This is a genomic window from Sphingobacterium suaedae (genome assembly GCF_042684625.1).
Lineage (GTDB): Bacteria > Bacteroidota > Bacteroidia > Sphingobacteriales > Sphingobacteriaceae > Sphingobacterium > Sphingobacterium suaedae.
The window spans coordinates 210669-222174 of sequence record NZ_JBHULR010000004.1 but is presented as its reverse complement, the minus strand read 5'-3'; the positions used below and the strand labels follow the sequence as shown (position 1 = coordinate 222174).

The window sequence follows — 11506 nt, the reverse complement described above, 5'->3', positions numbered from 1 at the left end:
TTGCGTATTCCTAAATTAATTATTAATAGTGACATTTACCACACTCTAGACCGCCGATCATAGCGGCTGTCATCTTCTCACCTTTTTTCAATTTTTCGTGTGCCTCGATCAATTGATCGTAGTATGCGTTGTCCGCATTCACCTCCGTTGTCCGGTGACAGTCCACACACCATTTCATGGTTAAAGGAGAGTATTGATAAACTTCTTCCATTGTTTCTACAGGTCCGTGACAAGTCTGACATTCTACACCAGCAACAACAACGTGCTGCGAGTGGTTGAAGTAAGCAAAGTCCGGCAGATTATGAATCCGCACCCACTGGATAGGCTTTGGATTATTACCATATTCACGCGTTTCAGGATTGTAATCCAACGCCTTGTAAATTTTTGCGATCTCCGGCGACAATTCACCATCGTAATGATCCGAAGCTGTTACCGTATTGTGACAGTTCATACACACATTTGCCGAAGGGATCGATGCATTTTTCGACTTAAATGCACCACCATGACAATATTGACATTCAATCTGGTTAACTCCCGCGTGGATCTGATGTGAGAACTTGATCGGCTGTACAGGCTCGTACCCTTGGTGCACACCCACATTCCACATCGTATTCCAGCCCAATACAGCCAAGAAGGCAACCAACATCAATACGGCGAAGCCAACCAACTTCTTATTCTTTACAAAAGCTTTTGCAAACTTCGCAACGTTATTTTCTTGATACTGTTCGTTTCTTGCTTGCGCAGCCTCTATTGCAGCTTGGTTATTCGCAATCACTTTCTCCAACGTCCGGATAACACGGTTCAACACCACAATCACCACGATCGCTAAAGCCACAATAGCAATTAGCCCGATAATCATAAAGGTGTTGGCGTCATCCGATTTCGCAGCACCAGCTTCGCCTTGCCCACCATCAGCAGGACCAGCGGCAGCCTTCGCCTCTTCATCTTTTACATAAGCGATGATACTCTTAATTTGATCTTCCGACAAATCGGTGAACGATGTCATCACCATCTTGTTGTACTCCTCGAAAATCTGAACAGCCGTTGGATCTCCAGCAGCTACCATCGCTTGCGAGTTGTGAATCCACTTCACCAACCATTCTTCCGAGTGTCGTTCGGACATTCCCGCCAACGCCGGACCAACGACCTTTTTTGTCACACTGTGACAGGTTGTACATTTTGACTTAAAAAGCGTCTGACCTTCTTTAACATCTTGCGCATGCGCCATTGTAACGGCAAATAACAACATCAAGCCAACGGACATCGTCTTTGCAAGTCTTCCCAAAACGGATGAGATATTTCTCATATTTAGCACTTTATACTATTTATTTATGATATAAAACTTTTAAAATACGTCGTCTAAATGGTCTAAACCCTCCAAACAATGCACAAAAGTATAACTATTTAAGCAATCACTGACAATTTAATGACGCAAATTGTCAATTTAAAACCATTCTAAATAACTGGCCAAATGACCCCGTAAAAGCGGTTTTTGCGGGTGTCATGACGCAGATATGACAAAAAAACATACCCGAAATTGTTCCTGATTATTGACACCCGTTCGACAAAAATATAGACGAATTTTCGGAACTTCGATATATGAAGAGGAGCTTCTTATACACCCTAATTTTTACCTTTGTTTGTATAGCATGCGGACAAGCCTCTGTACAGCAGCCAAAAGAAAGCACAGAAAAAAACGAAAAGACGATGAGTGATACGACAAAATTCAACAAATTAACGCCGCAAGAAGAGTATGTGATTGTACATAAAGGAACAGAACGCCCCTTTACGGGAGAGCTATTGGACAATAAAGCCGAAGGCACGTATATCTGCAAACGCTGTAATGCCCCGCTTTATCTCTCGAAGGATAAATTTGAATCACATTGTGGTTGGCCAAGCTTTGATGACGAAATACCTGGCGCCGTAAAACGGGAAGTGGATGCGGACGGTCGCCGTGTGGAAATTTTATGCAACACCTGTGGTGCTCACTTGGGCCATGTGTTCGAAGGTGAAGGCTTCACAGCCAAGGACACCCGTCATTGCGTCAACTCTATTTCCATGAAATTTGTCCCCGCTAAGCCATAGTGGAAGACTCCCGGACGATCAAATGGCACGGAATAGTCAGTTGCCGTGCCTCTTTCAACTTTCCGTCGATATCGGCTATTAGCGTTTGGATCAGTTCTCGCGTCAATTGCTCGATATCTTGGGATACGACGGAAATAGATGGGTCGTGCAATTTAAAAAGGGTGTGTTCGTCAAAAGCAACCATATTGGGCAGCTTGGTCTGACTCGCTTTAAGCGCCTTCAGACCTCGAACCGCTAAATAGTTGGTTGCAAACAAAACCGCGTCTAGTTTATTGTCTACCACAAATTCCAATATCTGCTCTTTTGACTCATCTTCCGGGCTCTCCATATTGAGCTTTTTAATGAACGACTGCACACGAAATTCGTCCATCGCCTCCATATAGCCCTCCAATCGATCCCGCATTTGCGTTTGATTGGAATATAACGAGATTAGACCAATGCGTTTATTGTTCCCTTCCAAAAGGTGTTTCGTCGCTTCGTAAGAACCCCGGCGGTTATCCGACACGACATAGTTCGTCTCGACAGCAGGAATAAAACGATCAAATAAGACCAACGGGATATTATTTTGCTTGATATTGGAAATGGTTTCCTCCAATCCCTCCGATGGCGTGATGATAAAACCATCCACTTGTCGGTCCATGAACAATTGAATAAGCTCTTTCGCCTTATGTTCGTCATTATCCATACTACAATAGATAATATGGTATCCTGCTTCATAAGCCCGACGCTCAATATGTTTGGCAACGTTAGAAAAAAACGAGTTTGCGATATCCTCCACCAATAGTCCGAGTATCTTTGTTTGTCCGGTGCGCAAGCTTTTCGCCAGCTGATTGGGTTTGTAGCCGACCTTCTTTACATAATCAAGCACACGTTTCGTCAGCGCATCACTTATCCTTTTTTCTTTTGCCTTGTCGTTTAAGATAAAAGACACCGTAGTCACGGAAATCCCTAGCGCTTTTGCGATATCGCTAATCAGTACTCGTTTTTTCATATCTTGGTTTACGGAAAATTTAGTGCACCAATCTACTAAATTTTTTTAGCAAATAGGACAGCTACGCTAAAAAAATATTTGCTAAAAGGTTTTATTTAGCAAGATCCTTTTTTTTTTCGTAATATTATCCAATTTACCGAACAGCGCCCTGCCCCATTTTGTCGGCAACGACGGATAATATGATTAGGGCATGGCCTGTCGAGATATAGCTAACACGACATTATGCGTACGAATACACTCATCAACATGGGGCTGTTTGCCTCAGCGCTTCTTGCCGGATGGTCATCTGCAGGCGCACAATCTTTAAACAAACACGTCAATCTATGGATTGGTACCGGAGGTCACGGGCATACGTATCCTGGAGCTACGGTACCCTTTTCTATGGTTCAGCTAAGCCCCGATAATGGAAAAGGTGGTTGGGACTGGGTCAGCGGTTACCACATCTCTTCCGACTCCATTGCAGGTTTTAGCCATATGCATTTAAGCGGAACAGGTATTGGAGACTGGCTCGATATTGCGGTCATGCCCTTAACTCAACCTGTGTATAAAAATCAGATCGATACACGTGTCAAATTTTCGCGGGAAAATGAATCTGCCCGTCCCGGCATGTACCGGGTAAAGTTGGAGAACGGTATTGAAGCCGCGCTGACGGCAACCGAGCACGTAGGCTTCCACCAGTATACCTTTCCACAGGGTACTGCACAACCGACCATTCGATTAGACTTAGACCATACTTATAATTGGGACAGGCCTGTAGATACTGAAATCACCATCGTCAATGACAGCACCCTGATGGGCAAACGTTACTCCCAAGGTTGGGCCAACAAACAACATGTATATTTTGCGCTACGCACCTCAAAACCTATACGGTCCTATTTCTTTAACGGGCAAGAGTCCTCGGGCGGCAGTACCCCTACCATCCGGATCGATAACAGCACGCAGCGCGGCAGACATGCCGTAAACGCGCAACTTGTATTTGATCAGACATCAGCCGTACAGATCAAAGTGGCGCTCTCCATGACCGACGAACAGAAAGCACTCGCAGCACTGTCGGAGATTCCAGATTGGAATTTCGTACGCGTACAGCAAGAAGCGGCCGCAAAATGGGAAACCGAACTTGACAAGATCCGGGTAGAGTCGACAGATGAAAAGCTAAAAACCATATTCTACACAGCACTATACCACACGGCCGTAGCCCCCACTTTGTATTCGGATCAAGATGGTGCCTACAAAAATTATAAAGGCCAACATCGGCAGATGCCGAACGGAGGACAGCGCTACACATTCTTCTCCCTATGGGACACCTTCCGTGCGCTGAAACCGCTTTTCACGATTACGCAGCCCGAGCGCTATACGGATATGCTAAATAGTTTACTTGCATTTCACGACGAAAATGGTCTGCTGCCGGTCTGGGATCTAAGCACGTTTGAAACCAATACCATGACCGGCTACCATGCCGTTCCGGTATTGGCAGACGCGGTTTTGAAAGACTGGCCAGGAATCGACGCAGAACGCGCCTACCAGGCCATGCGCCATAGTGCTTTCCAAGAGATCCGGGAAGTTCCTGCCTACATCCAATACGGTTACGTCCCGCAAGATGTCAATGGAGGTAGTGTGACTAAAACATTGGAATATGCATTCGACGACTATTGTATTTCGCTTGTCGCCAAAAAGCTAGGAAAGCAAGAGGACTATGAACTCTTTACCAAGCGGGCAAAAAATTACGTCAACCACTTCGATCCAAAAACCGGCTTCATGCGTGCCAAATACAAAAATGGACAATTCGTCGAGCCTTTCGACCCGTTTTACTCTGAACATGATTTTGACAAAAGTCAATACATTGAAGGCAATGCCTGGCAACATTCCTTTTTTGTACCACACGACGTCCGTGGGTTAGCAAAACTATTCCCGAACAGAAACGGCTTGAGCAAGATGCTGGACAACTTATTTACGGCACCTTCCTATATGACCGGCGAAAACCAATCACCTGACGCCAGCGGCTTTATTGGACAGTATGCCCATGGGAACGAGCCAAGCCACCACATCGCTTACATGTACAGCTATATCGGAGAGGCCTGGAAGACACAAGAGAAAATCCGCCAGATCGTGGATTCCATGTACCACGACCGTCCAGATGGCTACGCCGGAAATGAAGACGCCGGACAAATGAGCGCATGGGCTGTTTGGTCGATGATGGGGCTCTACCCTGCTGCACCTGTGGGTGGCGAATATGTGTTTGGTAGCCCGAGTTTGGACCGTGCCGTGATTTCCATGCCTAACGGAAAAATCTTCACAATTACGGCGAAGAACAATTCCAAAACCAATGTATACATCAAGTCGGTTACCTGGAACGGCCAACCCTACCACAAAACATTTATTACGCATCAAGATATGCTGCAAGGAGGTGAGCTGGTTTTTGAGATGTCGGCAACGCCCAACAAGCGTTTTGGAAAAGACCGGTCGAGCTGGCCAACATCCATGGAAAATTAAAGGCAGTGTCCCGACAAATCGACAGAAAGCACACTAGGTATGGTTATTGCCATAAGGAATACAAGGAGAACATATCATGACTGATTTTAGCAATATTCATATGCAAGACCTGCCCGACAATGAGGGGAGCAGCGCCACCGACTTTTACGACAATTTCCGCGTAAAATTAAATTCCGTGGAACAATTTCCGAGCATGTACACCTTTAAGTTTATTATAAAGGCTGACGAAGAAAAATTAACGCAGGTAAAAGGAGTTTTTACGCATCCTAGCAGCAAATTTTCTGAAAAGGAATCTTCTGGTGGAAAATATCGATCCATTACGGTCGAGACTTTTGTCAATCACGCAGAAGATGTCATCGACTACTACAAAAAGGTGTCGAAAATCGAATCGGTAATTATGCTGTAGAGGCTAAACGATACATAAAAAGAGGCGAGGCTGTCAGATTGACAGCCTCGCCTCTTTTTATTCCGTCCACAGACAGGATAGTATAACCATAGAAAATCCCGCTTGAAGCGGGATTTATAACAAACAAACGTTTATTTTTTATGCTTGTGGTGCGTCTGTAGTCGGCTCAGCCGGCTTCGCTGAATCTGGTTTCGGTTTGTCCTCTTTCGGCGGGCGAGGCAACAACGCTTTACGGGAAAGCTTCATTTTACCTTGCTTGTCGATATCCAACAATTTTACGGTGACCAAATCACCTTCCTTAAATACGCCGTCCATCGTTTCCAGACGTTTCCAGTCGATTTCCGAGATATGCAACAATCCATCTTTACCTGGCAACACTTCCACGAAAGCACCAAATGGCATAATTGACTTTACTTTCCCTTCGTACACTTCCCCAATTTCCGGTTTTGCTACGATCGCACGGATGCGGGACACAGCAGCGTCAATAGCAGCTTTGTCATCCGCAAAGACCTGAACAATCCCTTTTCCGTCCACTTCTTCGATAGATATCGTAGATCCTGTTTCGCGTTGCATTTCCTGAATGATTTTACCACCAGGCCCAATGACCGCACCGATAAACTCTTTATCAATTGTCATCGAGATGATACGAGGCGCATGCGGTTTGTAATCTTCCCGTGGAGCCGCAATGGTTTTCTTCATCTCGTTTAAGATGTGCAAACGGGCCTCCTTCGCTTGATCCAATGCCTGGGTCAATACTTCCCATTTCAAACCGTTGATCTTTAAGTCCATCTGGCAAGCGACAATACCATTTTCAGTACCGGTTACTTTAAAGTCCATATCACCTAAATGATCCTCATCGCCTAAGATATCGGAAAGAATCGCATACTTTCCGGTTTTCTCGTCCGTGATCAATCCCATAGCGATACCGGAAACTGGCGCTTTCAATTTAACACCGGCATCCAACAACGCCAACGTTCCAGCACAAACGGTCGCCATAGAAGACGAACCATTCGACTCCAGGATATCCGAAACAACGCGGATCGTGTACGGATTCTCTGAATCAGCGGGCAACACTTGTTTCAATGAACGCATTGCCAAGTTACCATGGCCTACCTCACGACGGCCCGGTCCACGATTTGGACGTACCTCGCCCGTAGAAAAAGCCGGGAAATTGTAATGCAGGATAAATTTGTTATATCCATGGATAAACGCACCGTCAATCATCTGCTCATCATCTTTCGCACCCAACGTGACGGATGTCAGGGATTGTGTTTCACCACGGGTAAACACCGCCGATCCGTGTGCTGCTGGCAAATAATCCACTTCAGACCAGATCGGGCGCACTGTTCGAACATCGCGGCCGTCCAAACGAATTCCTTCATCCAAGACCAAATTGCGTACCGCGTCGTATTGTACATCGTGGTAATATTTTTTGGCCAAAAATGCCGTTTCTTCGTCTATCTCTTCGCCCAATGTCGCGAAAAACTCTTCACCGATTTCCGCAAATTTTTCGGAACGTTCGTGTTTTGTAGATCCGGATTTCGCTACGGCGTATACCTTTTCGTAGGTCGCCGCAAATATGGCATCACGCAATTCCAAATTGGAAGGTTCGTGGTTGAATTCACGTTTCACAGTAGAACCGACCAGGTTCGCTAATTCTATCTGTGCTGCAACTTGCTTTTTAATGGCCTCGTGCGCAAAAGCAATCGCTTCAACCATTTCCGCTTCCGAAATTTCTTTCGATTCTCCTTCTACCATGACAATGTCCTGCGCCGAACCAGCCACGATATATTCCAATGTCGCATTTTCCAACTGGGTTAATGTCGGGTTGATCAACAGCTTCCCGTCGATTTTCGCGACACGGACCTCAGAAATAGGCCCGTTGAACGGAATATCAGACACGGCCAAGGCAGCTGACGCTGCTAGACCAGCAAGCGCATCCGGCATTGTATCTTTATCTGCAGAAATCAACGAAATCATCACTTGTGTGTCGGCGTGATACGTCTCTGGGAATAGCGGACGCAAAGCTCTATCCACTAACCGGGAGATCAACACTTCGTAATCCGACAATTTTGCCTCACGGCGTAGGAATCCGCCTGGGATACGTCCCGTAGCAGCATATTTTTCTTGGTAATCGACCGAGAGCGGAAGGAAATCTACACCTGCTTTAGCCTCTTTTGCCGATACGACTGTTGCCAATAGCATGGTGTTTCCCTGTTTCAATACGACAGACCCATCTGCCTGCTTTGCTAATTTACCTGTCGATAACTCGATCGGAGCCAATCCGTTGCCCAAGTCGATCGATACTTTCTTTTCGTTATAACTCATTTGTAATTCATTTCGGCATACTTTTCATCTTTACTGTCGTATGCCACTTTATTATAGACCTTAAAATTCCACACAAAGGTAAATAAAATTTACACGTTATACCGCAGGTTCTAAAAAAACTGTATAGATCCATAGACCAGATGGACAAGAAAAAAGCCATCTACGCAAGTAGATGGCTTTCTGTTTATCTTTCTAAAAGCTTATTTGATGATATCGCGTAAACCTAATGCTTTGATAATCGCACGGTAACGGTTAATATCTTTTTTGTACAGATAAGCTAATAATGAACGACGTTTACCGACCAACATTTGTAGGGAACGTTGTGTATTAAAATCTTTTCTGTTTTTTTTCAAATGCTCTGTTAAATGAGCAATTCTTTTAGTGAATAAAGCAACCTGTCCTTCTGCAGAACCTGTGTTTGTTGCTGCACCTGCAAATTCTGCGAAGATATCAGCTTTGTATTCTTTACTTAAATACATCTCTTGAATAATATTAAAGCGTTAAAAAATTTATTAATTGCCCGCAAAGATAGAAATAAATCCCGAAAAATAAAATAAAAAACAGGCCATCCTCTACGATCATCCTGGGATTGTACTGGTCAGAAAATTCAGCCAGTCGCGTTAACAGCGTCAACATACCCTTTATAGCGCCAAAACCACATGCTTTATGTTTCTGCGATTATAGGTATACGTGATATGCACGAACCCTTCTGCATCTTGCATAATCGTGGGATAACTGAATTCCCCCTTTTCTTCATCTTCCAACGACAAGACATCAGACCAATGCAATCCGTCCGTAGACGTGGCCAGCCTAAGCTTTGAGCGTCCCTCCCACCAGTCTTTGCCGGGGATATCCGGATTATACACGATAAACAAGCGGTTTCCGACCCGGATAGCATCCGTTCCCGAATTCGGGTTCACCAGATCAGTCTTCTCGAGCGGCGACCATTGCTTTCCTCCATCAGAAGACCAAGCTGTAGCCACAACGCCCTCCTTGCTTCGGCACAACACCTGTAAGCGACCATCCGCATGCTGCACGATACTCGGCTGGATGACGTTAAACGCTCCCGTATGATCAACGGGATAAGAACGCCACGTTTGCTGTCCGTCTTCACTCCGTTCTACATGCGCCACCCAACGTTCCTCGCTCCGCTCCACGCTAGATGGGGAAAGGACGCTTCCGTCGGCCAGCTGTATGGGTCGATTTTTGATCGGCCCCAGTATTCCGGCAGGCAATTTCTGTGCTGCAGACCACGTTTTTCCGCCGTCGGCGGACGTCTTCACCATGCCCCACCATTCCCTTGGGTTTGGCCCCACCTTGTAGTAAAGATGGATGTTATCTTCGTCGCGCGCTCTAAACAAGACCGGGTTCCAACAGGGCCATTGCCTTCGGTCTTCCGTTACGCCATTGGCCCACACCTCCGGATCCGTCCAGACTCCATTTTCCAGACGCGAACCCCAGATGACCACATCGTTATTTCCTTCATGTGTTCCGCCAAACCAACTGGACAACAGCATCCCATCCGATGTTTCTTCCAACGTCGACGCGTGGCACTGTGCAAAAAATTTCCCTTCTTGAAAAAGAAACGTTGTTTTCAATATCCGAACGGAGGTATCTTGTGCTTGGACCACACACGTGCAACACCACCATATAACGACGCTTAAAATTTTGTTCATATCGAGCCTTCGATTATTTCCGTTGCAGCTGTATAGCCGTAGCGTACAACAGCTTGGCATTGGGCTTACGCACCGTCACCGTGTTTCCGGTCTTCGACCAATTGACCTTTCCCTTGTATCCCAAAATATTCACCTGTTTCACCTGAAAGTCCGCCGGAACCGTAAATGCATAGGAAGCCGGCGCCGCATAGCTATCCCCGTCAGCCAAATGAAATACATTCAGTACCTGACCATCTTTACTTTTGGTGTAATAATAATCTCCTTCGTGATACGGCGCAATGGCACGCGTCCCAAACACAGCATCTCCATTGACGTCCATCCATGTGGATAGCTCGCCAAGCCGGTCGTATGCCGCCGGATCAAAGTCGCCGTTCGGCCCCGGCGCAATATTCAATAGATAATTCCCCCCGCGCGAAATGATTTTCACGAGTGTCTCCACAAGCTGCTTGGTCGGTTTATACTGATCGTTCGGGACGTACGAAAACGAATTCCCCATCGTGATACAGCTTTCCCAGGGAATATCTAACGGATGCTCAGGAATGGCTTGCTCCGGTGTAACATAGTTTTCCCAATTGCCGGGTACAGTACGGTCTACCACAATGATACCAGGTTGATTCTTCCGTGCCATCCCACCTATCCGGTCCATGTCAATATCCTGTTCCACCTTTATCGTCCGTTGCCATTCCACGGTGGGATCAATCGTCTTGAAGGGACGCACCCAACCGCCATCCAGCCACAGAATATCCACCTTGCCGTAGTTTGATGTCAACTCATTGATCTGGTTAAACGTAAACTGCTTATATTGTTCCCAGCGCTCGGGATGCTTCTGCGGATCATAATTGACGTTGCGATCTTTCGGTGGGAAGTACGGCCACCAGTAGTATTCGGTATGCCAATCCGGTTTTGAGAAATACGCCCCGATCTTGAATCCCTCATTACGGAACGTGGAGAAGATTTCCTTGGTGACATCGGCTTTTGGATGTTTTGAAAAAGGTGTGTTCGGTGACGTAATCTTATAATCCGATTGCTTCGTATCAAACATGGCAAAGCCGTCGTGATGTTTCGTTGTAAATACCACATATTTCATTCCGGCCGCCTTTGCCGCGTCTGCCCATTTTTGCGGATCAAAAGCGGTCGGGTTGAAGGTCTTCTGCAAGTTTTCGTAATTTTTGACATAGTCGTAATATGTCGCCCCGTGTTCGGGCTTGCGCTGCGTCCATCCTTCATCTTCAGGGCATAAACTCCAGCTCTCCACGATTCCCCACTGGCTATAGGTCCCCCAATGCATAAAAAGTCCGAACTTCAAGTCTTGCCATTCTTCCAAATGCTGGATGACAAGCGGATCACTGGGCTTTTGATATCCAGCAGAGACATTGTGGGCCTGCGAAAATGCCCCAGAAGCCGTCAAGGATAAACCTATGGCTAAAACGTTTTTACAAAAAGAGCGCATGTTTGTCAGATAAGTTTGTTATGTTTCTCTATGATGCGTAAATATACATCTAAAGCACGAAAACGACAAGCTTAGGTTCC

The 11506-nt window shown here is 46.0% G+C and carries 9 protein-coding genes; 3 read left to right on the top strand and 6 right to left on the bottom strand.

Annotated features, from left to right (window positions below):
• Nucleotides 1-22: 22 nt before the first annotated feature.
• Entirely contained in the window at nt 23-1306 is a 1284-nt protein-coding gene (locus ACFSR5_RS10470; protein WP_380903468.1) for a cytochrome c3 family protein, read from the bottom strand.
• A gap of 293 nt (nt 1307-1599) precedes the next feature.
• Between ACFSR5_RS10470 and ACFSR5_RS10465 the strand changes: the two genes are divergently transcribed.
• Nucleotides 1600-2085 (top strand): methionine-R-sulfoxide reductase, encoded by a 486-nt coding sequence (locus ACFSR5_RS10465; protein WP_380903466.1) that lies wholly within the window; start codon nt 1600-1602, stop codon nt 2083-2085.
• Here the strand turns inward: ACFSR5_RS10465 and ACFSR5_RS10460 are convergent.
• Nucleotides 2075-3076 carry a LacI family DNA-binding transcriptional regulator gene (locus tag ACFSR5_RS10460; RefSeq protein WP_380903464.1) on the bottom strand — a complete coding sequence of 334 codons (1002 nt, stop codon included), beginning with the start codon at nt 3074-3076 and terminating at the stop codon, nt 2075-2077. The two genes, ACFSR5_RS10465 and ACFSR5_RS10460, sit on opposite strands and share 11 nt — an antisense overlap.
• A gap of 222 nt (nt 3077-3298) precedes the next feature.
• Here ACFSR5_RS10460 and ACFSR5_RS10455 point away from each other — a divergent pair, with 222 nt between their 5' ends.
• Both ACFSR5_RS10455 and ACFSR5_RS10450 read left to right on the top strand, forming a co-directional pair.
• The gene (locus tag ACFSR5_RS10455; RefSeq protein WP_380903462.1) at nt 3299-5566 is read left to right on the top strand and encodes a GH92 family glycosyl hydrolase; all 2268 of its coding nucleotides are present in this window, start codon (nt 3299-3301) and stop codon (nt 5564-5566) included.
• Nucleotides 5567-5642: 76 nt separating this feature from the next.
• On the top strand, nt 5643-5972 hold the full coding sequence (locus tag ACFSR5_RS10450) for a DUF493 family protein (protein ID WP_380903460.1): 330 nt from the start codon (nt 5643-5645) through the stop codon (nt 5970-5972).
• A gap of 138 nt (nt 5973-6110) precedes the next feature.
• Here the strand turns inward: ACFSR5_RS10450 and pnp are convergent, their stop codons facing one another.
• The 4 genes from pnp to ACFSR5_RS10430 all read right to left on the bottom strand — a co-directional run bounded on the left by pnp (nt 6111) and on the right by ACFSR5_RS10430 (nt 11426).
• Nucleotides 6111-8300, bottom strand: coding sequence for a polyribonucleotide nucleotidyltransferase (pnp, locus tag ACFSR5_RS10445; protein ID WP_380903458.1), 2190 nt, complete (start codon nt 8298-8300; stop codon nt 6111-6113).
• Between the two features lie 200 nt (nt 8301-8500).
• Entirely contained in the window at nt 8501-8779 is a 279-nt protein-coding gene (rpsO, locus tag ACFSR5_RS10440; protein WP_380903456.1) for a 30S ribosomal protein S15, read from the bottom strand.
• A gap of 162 nt (nt 8780-8941) precedes the next feature.
• Nucleotides 8942-9976, bottom strand: coding sequence for a sialidase family protein (locus ACFSR5_RS10435; protein ID WP_380903454.1), 1035 nt, complete (start codon nt 9974-9976; stop codon nt 8942-8944).
• Nucleotides 9977-9989: 13 nt separating this feature from the next.
• Nucleotides 9990-11426: an alpha-L-fucosidase gene (locus ACFSR5_RS10430; protein WP_380903452.1), complete on the bottom strand. Its 1437-nt coding sequence runs from the start codon at nt 11424-11426 to the stop codon at nt 9990-9992.
• Nucleotides 11427-11506: the final 80 nt, after the last annotated feature.

What these genes read in the sequence shown, in the direction of transcription:
- ACFSR5_RS10470 (WP_380903468.1), bottom strand. Translation starts at nt 1,306, where the DNA reads ATGAGAAATATCTCATCCGTTTTGGGAAGACTTGCAAAGACGATGTCC.
- ACFSR5_RS10460 (WP_380903464.1), bottom strand. Translation starts at nt 3,076, where the DNA reads ATGAAAAAACGAGTACTGATTAGCGATATCGCAAAAGCGCTAGGGATT.
- pnp (WP_380903458.1), bottom strand. Translation starts at nt 8,300, where the DNA reads ATGAGTTATAACGAAAAGAAAGTATCGATCGACTTGGGCAACGGATTG.
- rpsO (WP_380903456.1), bottom strand. Translation starts at nt 8,779, where the DNA reads ATGTATTTAAGTAAAGAATACAAAGCTGATATCTTCGCAGAATTTGCA.
- ACFSR5_RS10455 (WP_380903462.1), top strand. Translation starts at nt 3,299, where the DNA reads ATGCGTACGAATACACTCATCAACATGGGGCTGTTTGCCTCAGCGCTT.
- ACFSR5_RS10435 (WP_380903454.1), bottom strand. Translation starts at nt 9,976, where the DNA reads ATGAACAAAATTTTAAGCGTCGTTATATGGTGGTGTTGCACGTGTGTG.
- ACFSR5_RS10430 (WP_380903452.1), bottom strand. Translation starts at nt 11,426, where the DNA reads ATGCGCTCTTTTTGTAAAAACGTTTTAGCCATAGGTTTATCCTTGACG.
- ACFSR5_RS10465 (WP_380903466.1), top strand. Translation starts at nt 1,600, where the DNA reads ATGAAGAGGAGCTTCTTATACACCCTAATTTTTACCTTTGTTTGTATA.
- ACFSR5_RS10450 (WP_380903460.1), top strand. Translation starts at nt 5,643, where the DNA reads ATGACTGATTTTAGCAATATTCATATGCAAGACCTGCCCGACAATGAG.